The organism is Alkaliphilus flagellatus, assembly GCF_018919215.1.
GTDB classification, from domain to species: domain Bacteria; phylum Bacillota; class Clostridia; order Peptostreptococcales; family Natronincolaceae; genus Alkaliphilus_B; species Alkaliphilus_B flagellatus.
The window spans coordinates 73,524-90,500 of record NZ_JAHLQK010000001.1; the positions used below are offsets into that span (position 1 = coordinate 73,524).

The window sequence follows — 16,977 nt, forward strand, 5'->3', positions numbered from 1 at the left end:
CAAACCTGGAGGAGATATGATGAATAAGAAAAAGAGAATAGTAATAGCCTTAGGTGGCAATGCCTTAGGAAATAATCTGGAGGAGCAAAAAATAGCTGTTAAAACAACAGCAATTGCCATAGTTGATTTAATAGAAGAAGGTTGTGATGTGGTAATTGCCCATGGAAATGGTCCACAAGTGGGAATGATACACAGTGCTATGTCTAGTATCTCATCAATACCATTATATGTTAGTGGAGCAATGAGTCAGACTTATATAGGTCTTGATTTGGAAAATGCTCTTAGGGATGAATTATTAAATAGAGGAATAAAAGATATGCCAGTAGCTACAGTAATGACACAGGTTGTAGTTGACAAAGAGGATAAATCCTTTGAAAATCCAACAAAACCAATTGGAAGATTTATGTCCCTTGAAGAGGCAAATCTAGCAAAAAAAGAACATGGATATGATATAGTAGAGGACTCTGGCAGAGGATATAGAAGAGTTGTTCCATCACCATCACCTAAAAAAATAGTTGAAATCGATTCAATTAATGCTCTAGTTGAAAGAGGACAATTGGTGATTTGTTGTGGCGGAGGTGGTATACCAGTTATACAAGAAGGAAATAGCTTAATTGGTGTTGATGCAGTAATTGATAAGGATTTTGTAAGTTGTTTATTGGCAAAAGAATTAGATGCAGACTTTTTAATAATTCTAACTGCTGTAGAGAAAGTAGCAATAAATTTTGGCAAAGAAAATGAAAAATGGTTATCTTACTTAAGCATTGAGGAAGCTAAAGGATATATAGAAGAAGGTCATTTTGCACCAGGGTCTATGCTACCTAAGATTGAAGCTGCTCTAGATTTTGCAGGCTCTAAAGAGGGAAGAGCCGCACTTATTACCCAATTAGAGAAGGCTAAGGAAGGCATAAACGGAGAAACTGGAACTAGAATTCATATGTAGTTTTAAAATATAACAATTTAAAAGTATATTATTTAAAAGGTAGATTTTCAATAGATGATAATCTACCTTTTTATGTGACTAATTATTGCTAATAATTGGATGTGATGACATAAGGCACGATAATATAGAGGTTTATGAAACAGTTGAATTACTTTTTTATTGATTATTATTATAGATTATACTAAAATAAAAACAAGTATGATATTGCTCAAGAAAGTTTGTATGGCTAATAAAATGTGTCGTTAAAGATTACTTGTACCAAATTAGGATTTGGAGGTTAATTAAATGACAGTTGAAGAATTATTTGAAATAGAAAGTTTTAAAAAGTTTAAAGTAATAAATAATAATGCGGATTTAACTAGAAGGATTATAACTGTTGAATCCACTGAAACACCAGATGTGGTAAATTATCTTACACCCAATTCGTTGCTTATAACTACTGCTATGTCCTACCAAAATAACCAAGAAGGTTTAATAGATTTAATATACACATTAAATAATCTTCCTTGCGCAGGGCTTGCTATTAAGCTTGGAAGATTTATTGACAAATTAGATGAAAGGGTAATCCAGGTTTCTGATGAATTGGGATTTCCACTATTACAAATTCCATTAGAAATGACATTAGGAGAAGTTTATCATAATCTACTATCCCACCTTTGGAACAATCAAAATGAAGAATTGTTATCAGCTCTAAATACTCAAAAAAAGTTTTCAAATCTTGTAATTCAAGGTACTTCCATAAAAACTATGCTCAACAACCTTGGTCATGCCTTAAAAAAGCCTGTTGCATTAATGAACCCCTTTGGCCAAATTATCAGCTATAATTCTACTTGTACAAAGGAAAAGGTAGCATTAGCAGAAAAAACCTTCCATAAATATGAATTATATAATCGAAAGAGCGGCGAGTTCGCATCGATCAAGGATAATCAAGTGGAAAAGACTTCAATATTTACCATTAAGAATGTGGGGCAAAATTATTATTATCTTTTTGTTTTTGATAGCAAAAATAAGGTTGCTGCCTTATCTGAAATGGTAATTGAACAGGTACTTCTAATCTTCAGAGTGTCAATGTATAAGAATCTGTATATGTTGGGTAATGCTCTTAAAAATAAGGAAGAATTTCTGAATATTTTGTTAAATAGATATAAAGATGAGTCTTGGACATCTCATCAGCTGATGGTCATTGGTGAGAAGTATGGATTGTTAGATTCTGAGGATTATACTGTTATCTTGGGGACATTAGAAACATTTGAAGGCGAAAAATTTAACTATACCAATTTTTCCAGTAAGGAAGAACAATATGTAGCAATATATGATTGGATGGATAAAGAAATAAATAGAATTTTTAATGGTAAGATAATTATGTTTCCTGAAGCTTCAAATTTTAGATTTCTAATTCTATTGCAAGGGAATTGTCCAGATATGCTTGATAGATTGTCAGATTTTCATGATATGGTACAGAAGATATTCAAGATTAATATCATCTTTTCATATGGAAATAGTATGGTAGATATCAATTCTATTAAGTTTTCCTATAAAGAAGCAATAGAAGGCTATAGATACGGTGAATGTAAAGGAAACATTTCATATATCAAATACTATAGACCCAAGAACGCTTCTGAATTATTAAAATCCGTATCCAATGAGCAAGTTCAAGGTTTCTGCTTACACATATTAAAGGAATTGGCATATAGCACAGATGAAATGATGTTAGAATTGCGTAGGACATTGCAAGTATATCTAGAATGCAGATGCAGTATAACTGCTACAGCAAGAAGGATGTTTTTGCATAGGAATACCATAAAGTATAGGATAAAAAGATGTGAAGATATCTTGGGTAATGATTTATCAGATTTTGATTACTGTTTCCAATTACAATTGGGGCTAATACTATTGGAAAATCAATAGCAGACTTAAAAATAGTCTGCTTTTATTATAAAAGGCATGTAAAGCATGCTTGACATAAGAAAGTAATAATGGTATATTTAAAATGTAAAGCAAACTTTCCAAGCAAGTTGAAAGGAGAGTAGTAAAAGGTGAAAAATCGATTAGAAGAAATTAGAAAGCAACGGGGAATTAATCAAGAAGAACTCGCTTTAGCGCTAGAAGTTTCAAGGCAAACAATAAGCTCACTAGAAAATGGGCGATATAACCCATCTATTACATTGGCCTTTAAAGTTGCGAGATATTTTGGTATGTCAATTGAGGAAATTTTTATTTATGAGGAGGGAAAATAATGTTGTGCAAATCAGTTAAAAACAATAGATTTTGGCAAGTTTTGATTGTTGTTGGTATTGTAACCTTAGTATTTGGGATTGTATATTATAGTAATCTTCCAAAAGATGCACACAATATGAGTATGCTTATGGGCATGTTTTCGGGTACGGGTGGTGCATTTGTAGCTATTGGAGTTATCAAGTTAATTCAGCACAAGAGAACTGCACCTGAAAAATTAAGACAAAAGGAAATTGAATTAAAAGATGAAAGAAATATTCAGATATTGAGAATTGCATATACCATTGCAAATTTAACAGCAACTATTCTTTTTATAATAATGGCTTTTGTATTTGTTTGGCTGGATTATAAAACTCCAGCATTTATATCCTTAGGAGCAATGTATATTCAATTGTTAGCATTTTTTATAGCATATAAATATTTTAATAGTAAAATGTAACATGATTTAATGCTCAGGAAATTTGTTAAGACATAAATTTATATATTAGCATATAACATAAAGGAGTGGACATATGTACTTAGAATATTTACATTACGTCCACTCTTTATTTTTATTTTTTAAACTGCACATAAAAAGAATCTTTATGAAGTACATCAAAAGTATAATCTTCTTTTAATAGCTCTTCAATTATAATTGGCAGAGCTTCTACTGTAGTTGTCTTCGGAAGACTATCGTGGAATAAAACTATAGCAGGATTATTATGCTTTGCTCCATCAAGTACAGTGTTTATAATTACATCTTTGCTTTGTTTCACTACTTTAGCATCTTTTGAGTCTACATTCCAGTCGAAATATTGATAACCATCATAAAGCATCTTCGTGGTAATGCGCTTCATAAATTTTTCATCCGAGTATTTATGAGGAATTCTTGTATTTGACCCTCCGGGGAAACGCATAATATCCATTTTTACTCCTGTTATATCATATATGTGATCTTCTAGTTTTTTAAAATCCTGTATAAAGTTTTCTTCTGAGGCATATATGGTTTTGTAATTATGAGAATATGTATGGTTTCCTAAAGTGTGCCCTTCATCTACAATTCTTTTATATAGGTTTTTAGAGTGCTCATTTGCTGTACCAACTACAAAAAAAGTAGCTTTAATATTATATTCCTTTAATATATCAAGTATTTTAGCTGTATTTATACTAGGGCCATCATCAAAGGTTAAATATACATTTTTCTTAGTTGATGGAGTTGTCATTAGTACATTTGGTCGAAAAAAAGTTCATTCAGCCTTTCTGTTTTCTCCATTAGCTCTTTGTTTTGTTTTTCTAGGTTTTCGGCGGTTATTCTCATATAATGGACATCTTCACTATATTTTAAATGATTATCTATCAATTCCTTATAGCTTGAAAGCACTTCTTTATTTATATTTATTAACTCTTGGTTCTGGCTAGTTAGACTACCAAAGTACCAGTTTTGAAAGGAAAGTATTACAAATATAAATAACACTAATAGTATATAGTTTTTATCCTTTAAAATAAAATTTTCTCTTAGCACATCTATTCCCCCTGATATATGATTAGTTGTATACATCTAATAAGAAGTTTATTCATAACAATGCTGAACTATGACAAGCTATTATAATTTAGATATACTATGATTAGTTTATAAATGGTAGGATATATAATCGAATTTTGGGATATAATATATTTTAAATCCTTTGACATTTTACTTCTTTATGATTATAATATTTGTAACACAAAACATAATATAAAAAAACTATGAAGAGAAGAGTAAGTATAGGAAACAATTTTAGCGAGTCGGTGGTGGTGGAAGACCGATATTAAGCCCTATATGGAAGAACATCTCTGAGTTTCTAACCGAAAGCTTATTGCAAGTAGACTTAGACGGAACCACACCGTTATTTGGTGGACAGTATAATTTTTGTACTGATATGGAGCCGGTCATGTATATGACAATTAGGGTGGTACCGCGAAGATATAGCCTTCGTCCCTTTATTACTAGAGGGATGAGGGCTTTTTTTATGACCTAACCCAATTTGCAAGGCAAATTGCTGGTAGGTCAAACGCAATGAGCACCAAATTTATGCGACCACAGGGAGCAAATAAATTTGAGATGCGAAACTGCGTATTATATGAGCTTAGAGAAGTATTTTATCTTAAAAAATAAGTTTACAATAATAAATATAATTTAAAGAGGAGGAAGAATTATGAAATCTATACTTATTAAAGATATTTATCGCAACACAGATAAATATGCAGGTCAAACAGTAACAATTGAAGGCTGGATTAGAACATTAAGAGCATCAAAGGCATTTGGATTTATTGAAGTAAATGACGGGAGTTTTCTAAAGAATATTCAAATTGTATTTGAAGAAGGTCTAGAAAATTTTGTTGAAATATCAAAGCTTTCTATTAGCACATCTATAAGAGTAGAAGGAAAACTAGAGGTAACACCTAATGCTAAACAACCTTTTGAGATTAAGGCAACAAATATTGTTGTAGAAGGTAGTTCTGATAACGATTATCCTCTACAGAAAAAGAGACATTCCTTCGAGTTCTTAAGAGAGATTGCCCACTTAAGACCTAGAAGTAATACTTTTTCAGCAGTATTTAGAATTCGTTCTTTAACTGCTTTTGCAATTCATAAGTTTTTCCAAGAAAAAGGCTTTGTTTACACACATACTCCTGTTATTACAGCTAGCGATGCGGAAGGTGCAGGAGAGATGTTTAGACTTACAACATTAGATGCTAAAAACCCTCCAGTGGATGAACACGGTAATGTTGACTTTACAAAGGATTTCTTTGGAAAAGAAGCTCATTTAACAGTTAGTGGACAGCTACAAGGAGAAGCTTATGCCTTAGCCTTTAGAAATATATATACATTCGGACCAACATTTAGAGCAGAAAACTCTAATACAGCTAGACATGCTTCAGAATTTTGGATGATAGAACCAGAAATGGCATTTGCAGATTTAAATGATAACATGGAAATGGCAGAGGAAATGCTAAAATATATTATTAACTACGTATTGGAAAATGCACCAGAAGAAATGGAATTTTTCAATAGCTTTGTTGATAAGGGCCTATTAGATAGATTAAATAATGTAGTAGCTTCCGATTTCGGTAGAGTTACTTATACAGAAGCAATTGAACTTCTTAAAAAATCTGGAGAAAACTTTGAGTATCCTGTAGAGTGGGGTAGTGACCTACAAACAGAGCATGAAAGGTATTTGACAGAAAAAGTATTTAAAAAGCCTTTATTTGTAACAGATTATCCAAAGGATATTAAAGCGTTTTACATGAAATTAAATGAAGATGGTAAAACAGTTGCAGCAATGGATTTATTAGTACCAGGAATTGGAGAGATTATTGGTGGAAGCCAGAGGGAAGACAAATTAGATCTACTTGAAGAAAGAATGGATGCTACGGGTCTTGATAAGGAAGAATACTGGTGGTATTTAGAACTTAGAAAATATGGTAGTACAAGACATGCTGGATATGGTCTAGGTTTTGAAAGAGCTATTATGTATTTAACAGGAATGACTAACATTAGAGACGTTATTTCTTTCCCTAGAACACCTAAATCAGCTGAATTTTAATTTTTTATTAGAAGACACTCTGAAAAATCAGGGTGTTTTTTATTTTTAATATTACGAAATAGAGAAAGGGTAATTTTGGAGTTTTTGGTAAGTGATGTTGAAATTTACAGTTAACCATGTTACAATGATATTGATATAAATTTAACAAAATGACTAGGAGGATAGACATGAAAAAATTTATTCTATGGTTACTTACAATTTCTTTAATTTTTACAGTTGGATGTACGTCAAATAAGGTTAGTACAAATGAAAGCAATACAGAATCAAATCCTAGAAGTTCAAACAATTCATATGAAGGTAAGGGTATGGGATATGGCGGTGAAATTAAGCTTGAGTTAATTACAGAAGGAAATAAGATGGTTGATATAAAAATAATATCAGATGCAGAAACTAGCCCTGTAATGACTAGAGCATTCCCTGTTATAAAAGAAAGGATTTTAGAAGCTCAAAGTCCTATAGTAGATAGTGTAAGTGGAGCTACTTATACTTCTTTTGGAATTAAAACTGCTGTTGCTGAAGCTGCTAAAGGATATGGACAAGATTTTGGCAAAATTACTTTTGATACCCAAGGACCAGAAACTGAACGCAGGGAACTAGAACCAGTAAATACTAAACTACTTGTTGTAGGAGGAGGTCCTGCTGGACTTGCAGCTGCAATAAGTGCAAAAGAATCAGGAGTAGATGATATCATATTGATTGAAAAATTAGATATTTTAAGTGGTAATGGTAAATTTGATATGAACTTCTTTGATATGATTAATTCAAAAGCACAAAAAGAAAATGGAATTAATATTACAGCAGAGGATTTTATAAAAGGAAAAGGATCAGTTGCCGACTCTAAAGAACGTGTGACAGTATGGGCACAAGGTGCAAGTGAGGTAGATGAATGGTTAAGAAGCTTTGGCGTTAATTTAAACTATAGTTATGGCGAAACTAACCATATGGCAGAGAGTGATGCTTATGCTGGAGAACATATCCAAGACGGCATGGAAAAAAGAGTTAAAGAACTTGGTATAGATGTTCGTACTGGCACAAAAGGTCTAGATTTAATTTTTGATGGCAATAAGATTGTTGGTGTTAAGGTTCAACATAAAAATGATTACTATGACATCTTAGCTGATGCTGTAATTCTTGCAACTGGTGGATTTTCAGCTAATAAAGAACTATTAGCAAAGTATGCACCTGGTGCTGAATTAGTTGAAACTTCAAATCAAATGGGAGCTACAGGAGACTTTATCCCAGTATTTGAAAAAAATAATCTTCAATTAGAAAATATGGATGTACTTTCTGTATTTAAGATGATTATTAAAGGAAGAAGAGATCTTACTGGAGCAGGAGATGGGTTTATTTTTGTAAATGAAAATGGCGAGAGATTTGTAGACGAAACATCTAGTGGTCTTGAATTAGCTCATACAATATTAGAGCAACCTAATGGAAAGGTTTACTACATTTATGACCAAAGACTTTATGAATCTTTTTATAGACTAAAGAAACATAATGATTTAGGTTATCATGAAAAAGCTGATACTTTAGAAGAATTAGCAGAGAAACTTGGAGTTAATGGAGAAAACCTTGTTAAATCAGTAGATACATACAATAAAGCTGTTGACGGTGAAATAAAAGATCCTTTTAGAAAAGAATCTTTTGCTGAAAAGTTTGGAGAAAAAGGACCTTACTATGGTGTACAAGTAGAGTCTGCTATACATATGACAAAAGGTGGAGTTTTAGCTAATGAAAAAACTGAAGTTCTGAATACTAACAAAGAAGTAGTAGAAGGATTATATGCTGCAGGTGAAGTTACAGCTACAAGTGCTGCATACAGTGGTGCTGTAGTATTTGGTAGAATATCAGGTAAGGAAGCTGCTGAATTTATAAAGAATAAAAATTAATATAAATATATTTAAATATATCAACATATAAGGTCTATAGAATTTAAAGACTGACAAATAGGCTTTTAATACTAAAGGCAAATGGTCGATTTTAGACTGTAAAATAATTTATAAATAAAACCTCTGAGTTAAGGTAAAATAAAATTAACTTGGAGGTTTTTAATTTAGCTTATTATTCCAAAGTTTAGTTTTATCGCAAAAGATAAGCTGATAAATTTATAAATAAGTAATATAATACTTTATTTATTTTCAAAAAAAGATTATTTTACGTATTATTTTACATAAAGATAGATTATTATATAATTAAACGAGTAAGCTATGTTTAAATATCAAAAGTTATTTTACATAGTTAATTAAAAGTTATATTGTACACAAGAAATATAATATGAAAATTATAAAGGAGATTACATAATGAAATTAGATTTTTCAAGCTTAGGAATAAGAGAAGAAATATTAAAGCAATTAAATACAGAGGGAATAGTTGAGCCAACACCGATACAAGAGAAGACTATTCCTATTGCGCTAGATGGAAAGGATATAATTGCTCAGGCACAGACTGGTACAGGAAAAACCTTTGCATTTATACTTCCAATATTAGAGAAGATTAATCCGAATCAAAAAGATGTACAAGCATTAATACTTGCACCTACAAGAGAGCTAGCACTACAAATTACAACAGAAGCTAAAAAAGTAGCAGCTGGAGTAGGGGCAAATGTTATTGCTATTTATGGTGGGCAAGATGTAGAAAAACAAATACATAAATTAAAGGGTGGGATGCATATTGTAGTTGCCACACCTGGTCGATTATTAGATCATTTAAGAAGAGGAACTATACATTTGAAAGGTGTAAGTAAGCTAGTTTTAGATGAGGCAGATCAAATGTTGACTATGGGATTTTTGGAAGAAGTAGAGTTTATTATTAAAAAGACTCCACCTACAAGACAATTAATGTTATATTCCGCTACTATTCCAAAGGGAATTCGAGCTTTGACCAATAGATATATGAACAGTCCAATTGAAATACGTATTCAAAGTAATAAGGTAACATTAGAAGAAATTAGACAGCTGGTAGTAGAGACTACTGATAGACATAAGCAGCAAGCTCTAATTGAAATGATAAAGCAACAAAATCCTTTTTTAGCTATAGTCTTTTGTCGTACAAAGCGTAGAGCGAAAGCGTTAAATGAAGCTTTAATAGAAAAAGGGTTTTTATCAGATGAGCTACATGGTGATATGACTCAAGCTAAAAGAGAAAAAGTTATGAAAACCTTTAGAGACGCCAAGTTACAGATTTTAGTAGCTACTGATGTGGCAGCAAGAGGATTAGATGTAGAAGGTATAACTCATATTTTTAACTATGATATACCAAATGATGTAGAAAGCTATATCCATCGTATAGGCAGAACAGGTCGTGCAGGAGAAAAGGGAGTGGCTATTACTTTTGTAGCTCCAAAGGATAGAGACTTTTTAAATATGATAGAAAAAGGAACTAATCAAAGAATCGAAAAAACTATATATAAACCAGAGGGTAGAGCGGAATCTATAGAGGCTACCTTTGAGAGAGAAGCTAAGAAAAAGGAATTTAAGAATAGTAGAGAAAAGGATACGCATAGAGATGCAAACAGAGGTAGAAGTTCGGACAAAGGTAAGTCATGGGGTAAGAGCAAGGGTAAGAAGGATTTTGGGGATTCTAATAGAAAAAATAATAATAAAAATTATAGCAAGGATATAAAGGATGCTAGATTTAATGAGGATAATGAAAATAGTAGACATGGTAAAGATAGTAGAGATAACAGATATAGCAAAAATATAAATAAGTCAAGCAGGAGAGGACGAAGATAGTTTAAAAATATACAAGGGGGCAGATTTAAAATGAAATTTATTGATTTAAGAAGTGATACAGTAACTATGCCAACTGATAAAATGCGTGAAGAAATGTTTAAGGCAGTCGTTGGAGATGATGTTTATGGAGATGATCCGACAATTGTAGAGTTAGAAGAATATGCAGCAAAGCTAGTTGGTAAAGAAGCAGCTCTATTTGTACCAAGTGGTACTTTTGGCAATCAGTTAGCATTACTTACTCACTGCAAGAGGGGTGATGAGGTTATCTTAGGAGATGATTGTCATATTGTTGCTCACGAAGTAGGGGGAGCTTCTGTTATTGCAGGAGTTCAATTACGAACCTTACAAAGTAATAAAGGGATTTTGAATCCAGAAGAAATAAAAAGTAAGATTAGGGAAGAGGATATTCATTATCCAGAAACTGGTCTAATATGTATTGAAAATGCCCATTCAAATGGAAGGGTAATTCCACTAGAAAATATGAAAAAAATTTATAAGATAGGGCAAAAATATAACATTCCAGTACATTTAGATGGGGCTAGGATATTTAATGCTGCTACCCATTTAGGAGTAGATGTTAAGGAAGTAACTAAAAATTGTGATTCTGTAATGTTTTGTCTTTCAAAGGGACTTTGCGCTCCGGTAGGTTCTATATTGGCAGGAACAAAGGAATTTATAGATAAGGCAAGAAAAGGCAGGAAGTTAATGGGAGGAGGATTAAGGCAAGCTGGATTTTTAGGTGCTGCTGGACTTATTTCTCTTAAGGAAATGACCAAAAGATTAGAAGAAGACCACGAAAATGCTCTTTTATTAGGAGAAAAGTTAAGTAAAATACCAGGAATTGAAGTAAACTTTGAAGACATTCATATTAATATGGTATTCTTTAACATTAAGAATACTGGTTATAATATAGAAAATCTTGTAGATATATTATATAGTAAAGGAATAAAGATAAATCCACCAGAGAATGGAGTAATGCGTTTTGTAACCCACTACTGGATAACAAAAGAAAAAATTTCTTATGTTGTAAATACTTTAGAAGAATTATTATCCAAGTAAGCAGAATAATTAATAAGGAGTAGATAAAATGAGATTACCCAATTTAAAACTGGGAGAATTGGTGGCTTCAGTTCCAATAATTCAAGGAGCTATGGGGGTTGGAGTGTCTCTTTCTAGGCTAGCATCCGCTGTTGCAAATGAAGGTGGCATTGGAGTAATATCTGGAGTTCAAATTGGATTTAGAGAACCGGATTTTGAAACTAATAATGGAGAAGCTAACATAAGAGCTTTAAAAAAAGAAATACAAAAAGCAAGAGAGATTAGTCCAAAGGGTATACTAGGTGTTAATCTACTGGCTGCTATTAATAACTATAAAGATATGGTTAAAGCAGCAGTTGAGGAAAAAATAGACTTAATTATTTCTGGTGCAGGTCTGCCTACAGATTTACCAGAGTTAATTAAAGGAACTAAAACTAAAATAGCACCTGTTGTTTCTTCTGGTAAGGCTGCGGCTTTAATATCAAAACTATGGGATAGAAGATTTTCCTATATACCAGATTTAATAATTGTAGAGGGTCCAGATGCTGGAGGACATTTAGGGTTTTCACTGGACCAGCTAAATGCTGAAACTAAGCCAGATTTAAAGATTATAGTAAAAGAAGTTATAGAAGCTATTAAGCCTTTTGAGGAAAAGTACGAGAAAAAAATACCTGTAGTAGCAGCAGGTGGAATATTTAGTGGTGAAGATATAGCTAAATACATCAAAATTGGGGCTTCTGGTGTCCAAATAGGAACTAGATTTGTAGCTACCGAAGAGTGCGATGCTCATATAAATTTTAAAGAAGCATATTTAAACGCAGAAGAAGGCGATGTTCAGCTTGTACAAAGTCCTGTTGGTATGCCAGGTAGAGCTATTAAAAACAAACTAATAGAAAGAGTAGAATTAGAAAGAATTCCAGTAACTAAGTGCTATAATTGCCTACAACCATGTAATCCTAAAGAAACACCCTATTGTATATCGACAGCTCTTATTAAGGCTGTAAAAGGAGAGTTAGAAGAAGGTCTTATATTTGCGGGAAGCAATGCCCATAGATTAAGTAAGATTGTAACTGTAAAAGAATTGATAAGTGAGCTACTTAGTGATGCAGAGGCTGCTTTAGTGTAGAAGTTATAATATATAACACGGGGATGCATATAGATGAAAAAAGTGGTTACAGTTAAAGGCGTTACAATAGGGGAAGGTTTACCTAAAATTTGTGTACCTATGGTAGGTAGAACTTTAGATGAACTTTTAGAGGAAGCTAACTTTTTACAAAGTCTTGACTTAGATGTTGTAGAATGGCGAGTAGATTTTTTTGAAGATGCTGAAAATATAGATAAAATAAAAACAGCTCTACAAGCAATTAGAGAAGTTTTAGTCTATGAGCCTATTATATTTACATTCCGTAATGCCAAGGAAGGCGGAGAAAGAGAAGTTAGTAAAGAATTTTATTTTGAACTTAACAAAACAATTGCTAGTACAAAGCTTATTGATATTGTAGATATTGAACTATTTAATGAGGAAGAAGAAATACAGACATTAATTGATGTGGCTCGTAAAAACGATGTAGCAGTAATTATTTCTAATCATGATTTCGATAAAACACCTCCAAAAGAGGAAATCATATCACGTTTATGTAGGGCGGCTGAATTAGGTGGAGATATTCCTAAAATAGCAGTAATGCCTAATTCTGCTAAGGACGTAATTACATTATTAGATGCAACGTGTATAATGAAAGAGAAATATGCTGATAGACCTATTATTACTGTGTCGATGGATGGAAAAGGTGCTATTAGTAGATTAACAGGTGAATTATTTGGTTCTGATTTAACTTTTGGTGCAGCTAAAAAGACTTCAGCACCAGGGCAAATTTCAGTAGCAGATTTGCGTAAAATAATTCAATTATTGCATAATAACCTGTAGAATTGTAAACTGCTAATAGATTTAGTTTATTAGCAGTGAATTTTTATATATTTTAGAATAGATATTTGAAATGGATGTGTAAAATGAAAAAGATTCTTTGGATTGCATCATTGTTGCTTGCTGCAATACTTTTCTTATTTGATCAGAATAATAGAATAGGAATCTCTTCTATAGAAGTTAAGGATAGTCAACTACCATCTGAATTTCAAAACTATAAAATACTTCATATATCTGATCTGCATAATAAGCGTTTTGGAAAAAATCAAGAAAAGCTTATGAAAGAAATTGTTGAGATAAGCCCAGATTTAATAGTTATTACTGGAGATTTAATTGATCGAAGAAGATACAATGAGGAAATAAGTTTACAGTTTATTAAACAAATTGTAAAACTAGCACCAGTATATTTTGTTACTGGAAATCATGAGTGGTGGTCCGGTAAATGGAATAGCCTTCATCCAAAGCTAGAACAGTATGGAGTAAAAGTATTAAGCAACTCTGCTGAGGTTATTGAAAAAGAAGGAGAATCTATTTTATTATTTGGAATTGATGATCCAGCAAAATATAGTGGAGGTTATTATGAAAAGGACGTTTATTTAGAAGGAGATTTAAAGTCAGTAATAGAAGAGAAGTATAGAGATAAGTTTTCTATTTTATTAGCTCATAGACCTGAAAAGTTTAAAACTTATTCTAAATATGGGGTTAATTTGATTTTTTCAGGCCATGCACACGGAGGACAATTTCGAATTCCTGGTATAGGTGGGATATGGGTACCAGGTCAGGGGTTTTTACCAAAATATACATCGGGTGTATATCAATCAGAAAACTCAAAAATGATTGTTAGTAGGGGATTAGGCAACAGTATTTTTCCCCAAAGACTGTTTAATAGGCCTGAATTAATTGTAGTTACTTTAAATATTGACAATACACTTTAACTATGGTAGACTTCTTTTAACATAATTTAAATAACAATAATCTATTATAGCCTAGTGCCTTTAATTTGGTCCAGTGAGACCAGCAAGGGAGGAATTTAGATGATTACACTTAAAGTATATCCAAATACTTTTTTAAGCTATACAGAAAAATATAACATACAAGTAACTAATACTGATAATAGCAAAGGAAATTTCTTAGTATTATTTCCTTTTATTTGTAATTTGTTAAGTAATTTAATGTTTAATTTATTAGAGACGATAAGATGGTAAAATGCCTTCTTGTTGTCTCTTTTTATTTTGTTAAAAACAGAGATAAGAGGGGGAGATAAATATGAAACTACTGATTAAAAGTGGAAGGGTAATAAATCCGAGTACAGGCCTAGATGAAATAAAGGATATTCTTTTGATAGATGGACTGGTAGCAAAAATTGAGGATGAAATATTGGATGAGGCAGATAAAATAATCGATGCAATGGATTTTTGGGTGACGCCAGGATTAATAGATCTTCATGTCCACTTGAGAGAGCCTGGGTTTGAACATAAGGAAACTATAGAAACAGGAAGCAGAAGTGCTGCCAAAGGTGGATTTACTACTATATGCTGTATGCCAAATACAAATCCTGCAATAGACTGTAAAGATGTTGTAGATTTTGTTAAAAGTAGAGCTAGAGAAAAAGCTATAGTTAATGTTCTGCCAATTGGAAGTATTACGAAAGGCCTAAAGGGTGAAGAATTGGCTAACATAGATGAAATGGTGAAGATAGGTATTTGCGCCATAAGCGATGATGGCAGAACAGTTCAGAATTCTGATTCTATGCGCCAAGGTATGAAGATAGCGAAAGATTTAAATATACCTGTTTTTTCACACTGCGAGGATGAAACATTGCTATGCGGGGGAGTTATGAATAGTGGGGCAGTATCTAAAGAATTAGGAATGGATGGAATTTTATCTGAAGTCGAGAATGTAATAATTGCAAGAGACATTGTATTAACCAAAGGTACAGGTGCAAAGCTTCACATATGCCATATTAGTACAAGCCTTGGTGTAGACCTTCTTAGATTTGGAAAGTCTATAGGAGCCAATGTAACAGGAGAGGTGTGTCCTCACCACTTTACCTTAACGGATAAAGATGTATCATCCTTAGATACTAACATGAAGATGAACCCACCTCTCAGAGGACAAGATGATGTAGAAGCTATAAAAATGGGGCTAAAAGATGGAACTATAGATGTAATAGCAACGGATCATGCACCACATCATAAGGATGAAAAAAGTCTTTCATTTAGTAATGCTCCCTTTGGAATAGTAGGTCTAGAAACAGCTATACCCCTTGGTATTACAGAATTAGTTAAGGAAGGTTGGCTTACACCGATGGAGTTAATAGAAAAATTTACAATTAATCCAGCAAAAATATTAGATATAGATAAGGGGGATATAGGGGTAGGAAAGATAGCAGATATAACTATTATAAACCCTTCAGTTGAATACAAAATAGATGTAAAGGGATTTGCTTCAAAGAGTAAAAACAGTCCTTTTCATAATAGATTAGTAAATGGAAGGGTGGAATATACCATAGTTAATGGAGAAGTTGTGTACGATAGGATAAAAGATAACAAGTAAATTAAGTTTTGGATTAAAAATAAACTTTATATGGAGGGTAAAAAAATGATAGATAGATTAATAAAGGAAATTAATAAAAAACAAAATCCTACGGTTATAGGCTTGGACCCTAGATTAGAAATAATACCTACTTTTATAAAAGAAGAGTATTTTGAGAAGTATGGCAAAACCCCTAAGGCGGTTGGAAAAATATTTTATAGATTTAATAAGGAAATTATAGATAGCATTTATGATATAGTGCCTGCAGTTAAACCTCAAATAGCTATGTACGAACAATATGGTCCTGAAGGAGTAGAATCATATATTAGGACAACAGAATATGCAAAAGAAAAAGGAATAATGGTAATTGGAGATATTAAGCGTGGGGACATAACTTCAACAGCAGAGGCTTATGCTGAGGGGCATATAGGAAAAGTAGAAATCGAAGAAAAATCCCAGGATATTTATAATCAGGATGCTATAACCTTAAATCCATATTTAGGCTTTGACTCTATAGAGCCATATGTTAAGTATTGTAAAAAATATGATAAAGGCTTGTTTATACTTGTAAAAACATCAAATCCAAATAGTGGTGAGATACAGGATTTAGAAACAAATGAAGGTAAGCTTTATGAAAAGGTTGGTAGACTTGTGACTAAGTGGGGAGAAGAACTAATTGGAGAAAGTGGATATAGCCAAATAGGAGCAGTTGTAGGTGCTACCCATCCAGAACAGGCAAAGGAGCTTAGAAAAATAATGCCTAACACATATTTTTTAGTACCAGGCTACGGAGCACAAGGAGGAAAAGCAGAGGACTTAAAGGCATATTTTAATAAGGATGGCTTAGGTGCAATAATTAACTCATCGAGAGGAATTATAGCAGCCTATTTAAAAGAAGAAAACAGATCAAGGTTTTCAGAGCATGAATTTTCTTTAGCAGCTAGAGAAGCCGCTCTTTGTATGAAGGAAGATTTACAAAAAAACTTATTCTAAAATGGGAGAGAGATA

At 32.4% G+C, this 16,977-nt stretch carries 16 protein-coding genes and 1 other annotated feature; of the genes, 14 read left to right on the forward strand and 2 right to left on the reverse strand.

Features of this window, described 5'->3' with window-relative positions; genetic code table 11:
• Positions 1 to 16 precede the first annotated feature (16 nt).
• The 4 genes from arcC (at position 17) to KQI88_RS00360 (ending at position 3,617) form a co-directional block, all read left to right on the forward strand.
• Positions 17 to 943, forward strand: a complete 927-nt coding sequence (arcC, locus tag KQI88_RS00345; protein ID WP_216414382.1) for a carbamate kinase — start codon at positions 17 to 19, stop codon at positions 941 to 943.
• Positions 944 to 1,228: 285 nt separating this feature from the next.
• Positions 1,229 to 2,851, forward strand: a complete 1,623-nt coding sequence (locus KQI88_RS00350) for a PucR family transcriptional regulator (RefSeq protein ID WP_216414383.1) — start codon at positions 1,229 to 1,231, stop codon at positions 2,849 to 2,851.
• Positions 2,852 to 2,979: 128 nt separating this feature from the next.
• Positions 2,980 to 3,180: a helix-turn-helix transcriptional regulator gene (locus KQI88_RS00355; protein WP_216414384.1), complete on the forward strand. Its 201-nt coding sequence runs from the start codon at positions 2,980 to 2,982 to the stop codon at positions 3,178 to 3,180.
• A complete protein-coding gene (locus KQI88_RS00360; RefSeq protein WP_216414385.1) occupies positions 3,180 to 3,617 on the forward strand; it encodes a hypothetical protein in 438 nt (145 codons plus the stop codon). Before KQI88_RS00355 ends, KQI88_RS00360 begins: the two co-directional genes overlap by 1 nt.
• Before the next feature lie 112 nt (positions 3,618 to 3,729).
• Here the strand turns inward: KQI88_RS00360 and KQI88_RS00365 are convergent, their stop codons facing one another.
• Both KQI88_RS00365 and KQI88_RS00370 read right to left on the reverse strand, forming a co-directional pair.
• A complete protein-coding gene (locus KQI88_RS00365; protein ID WP_216414386.1) occupies positions 3,730 to 4,380 on the reverse strand; it encodes a polysaccharide deacetylase family protein in 651 nt (216 codons plus the stop codon).
• On the reverse strand, positions 4,380 to 4,679 hold the full coding sequence (locus KQI88_RS00370) for a hypothetical protein (RefSeq protein WP_212380423.1): 300 nt from the start codon (positions 4,677 to 4,679) through the stop codon (positions 4,380 to 4,382). The genes KQI88_RS00365 and KQI88_RS00370 overlap by 1 nt, the downstream gene beginning before the upstream one ends.
• A 215-nt stretch (positions 4,680 to 4,894) precedes the next feature.
• Positions 4,895 to 5,140 (forward strand) — a binding site (T-box leader).
• A gap of 212 nt (positions 5,141 to 5,352) precedes the next feature.
• Here KQI88_RS00370 and asnS point away from each other — a divergent pair.
• The 10 genes from asnS (at position 5,353) to pyrF (ending at position 16,962) form a co-directional block, all read left to right on the forward strand.
• Complete coding sequence (asnS, locus tag KQI88_RS00375; RefSeq protein ID WP_216414387.1) at positions 5,353 to 6,744, forward strand: asparagine--tRNA ligase; 1,392 nt, start codon at positions 5,353 to 5,355, stop codon at positions 6,742 to 6,744.
• A 167-nt stretch (positions 6,745 to 6,911) separates the two neighbouring features.
• Positions 6,912 to 8,633 (forward strand): FAD-binding protein, encoded by a 1,722-nt coding sequence (locus tag KQI88_RS00380; protein WP_216414388.1) that lies wholly within the window; start codon positions 6,912 to 6,914, stop codon positions 8,631 to 8,633.
• Positions 8,634 to 9,044: 411 nt separating this feature from the next.
• Positions 9,045 to 10,475, forward strand: a complete 1,431-nt coding sequence (locus tag KQI88_RS00385; RefSeq protein ID WP_216414389.1) for a DEAD/DEAH box helicase — start codon at positions 9,045 to 9,047, stop codon at positions 10,473 to 10,475.
• Positions 10,476 to 10,505: 30 nt separating this feature from the next.
• Complete coding sequence (ltaE, locus tag KQI88_RS00390; RefSeq protein ID WP_216414390.1) at positions 10,506 to 11,534, forward strand: low-specificity L-threonine aldolase; 1,029 nt, start codon at positions 10,506 to 10,508, stop codon at positions 11,532 to 11,534.
• 28 nt (positions 11,535 to 11,562) lie between these two features.
• Entirely contained in the window at positions 11,563 to 12,639 is a 1,077-nt protein-coding gene (locus KQI88_RS00395) for an NAD(P)H-dependent flavin oxidoreductase (protein WP_216414391.1), read from the forward strand.
• A gap of 33 nt (positions 12,640 to 12,672) precedes the next feature.
• Positions 12,673 to 13,437, forward strand: a complete 765-nt coding sequence (aroD, locus tag KQI88_RS00400) for a type I 3-dehydroquinate dehydratase (protein WP_216414392.1) — start codon at positions 12,673 to 12,675, stop codon at positions 13,435 to 13,437.
• Positions 13,438 to 13,520: 83 nt separating this feature from the next.
• Positions 13,521 to 14,369, forward strand: coding sequence for a metallophosphoesterase (locus KQI88_RS00405; protein ID WP_216414393.1), 849 nt, complete (start codon positions 13,521 to 13,523; stop codon positions 14,367 to 14,369).
• Positions 14,370 to 14,468: 99 nt separating this feature from the next.
• Positions 14,469 to 14,639, forward strand: a complete 171-nt coding sequence (locus tag KQI88_RS00410; protein ID WP_216414394.1) for a hypothetical protein — start codon at positions 14,469 to 14,471, stop codon at positions 14,637 to 14,639.
• Between the two features lie 61 nt (positions 14,640 to 14,700).
• Positions 14,701 to 15,990, forward strand: coding sequence for a dihydroorotase (locus KQI88_RS00415; RefSeq protein WP_216414395.1), 1,290 nt, complete (start codon positions 14,701 to 14,703; stop codon positions 15,988 to 15,990).
• A 45-nt stretch (positions 15,991 to 16,035) separates the two neighbouring features.
• The gene (gene pyrF / locus KQI88_RS00420) at positions 16,036 to 16,962 is read left to right on the forward strand and encodes an orotidine-5'-phosphate decarboxylase (protein WP_216414396.1); all 927 of its coding nucleotides are present in this window, start codon (positions 16,036 to 16,038) and stop codon (positions 16,960 to 16,962) included.
• Positions 16,963 to 16,977 lie beyond the last annotated feature (15 nt).

Coding starts and splice junctions, on each gene's coding strand:
- KQI88_RS00395 (WP_216414391.1), top strand. CDS start 11,563: ATGAGATTACCCAATTTAAAACTGGGAGAATTGGTGGCTTCAGTTCCA.
- KQI88_RS00360 (WP_216414385.1), top strand. CDS start 3,180: ATGTTGTGCAAATCAGTTAAAAACAATAGATTTTGGCAAGTTTTGATT.
- KQI88_RS00365 (WP_216414386.1), bottom strand. CDS start 4,380: ATGACAACTCCATCAACTAAGAAAAATGTATATTTAACCTTTGATGAT.
- asnS (WP_216414387.1), top strand. CDS start 5,353: ATGAAATCTATACTTATTAAAGATATTTATCGCAACACAGATAAATAT.
- KQI88_RS00415 (WP_216414395.1), top strand. CDS start 14,701: ATGAAACTACTGATTAAAAGTGGAAGGGTAATAAATCCGAGTACAGGC.
- KQI88_RS00410 (WP_216414394.1), top strand. CDS start 14,469: ATGATTACACTTAAAGTATATCCAAATACTTTTTTAAGCTATACAGAA.
- KQI88_RS00405 (WP_216414393.1), top strand. CDS start 13,521: ATGAAAAAGATTCTTTGGATTGCATCATTGTTGCTTGCTGCAATACTT.
- arcC (WP_216414382.1), top strand. CDS start 17: ATGATGAATAAGAAAAAGAGAATAGTAATAGCCTTAGGTGGCAATGCC.
- ltaE (WP_216414390.1), top strand. CDS start 10,506: ATGAAATTTATTGATTTAAGAAGTGATACAGTAACTATGCCAACTGAT.
- pyrF (WP_216414396.1), top strand. CDS start 16,036: ATGATAGATAGATTAATAAAGGAAATTAATAAAAAACAAAATCCTACG.
- KQI88_RS00385 (WP_216414389.1), top strand. CDS start 9,045: ATGAAATTAGATTTTTCAAGCTTAGGAATAAGAGAAGAAATATTAAAG.
- KQI88_RS00380 (WP_216414388.1), top strand. CDS start 6,912: ATGAAAAAATTTATTCTATGGTTACTTACAATTTCTTTAATTTTTACA.
- aroD (WP_216414392.1), top strand. CDS start 12,673: ATGAAAAAAGTGGTTACAGTTAAAGGCGTTACAATAGGGGAAGGTTTA.
- KQI88_RS00350 (WP_216414383.1), top strand. CDS start 1,229: ATGACAGTTGAAGAATTATTTGAAATAGAAAGTTTTAAAAAGTTTAAA.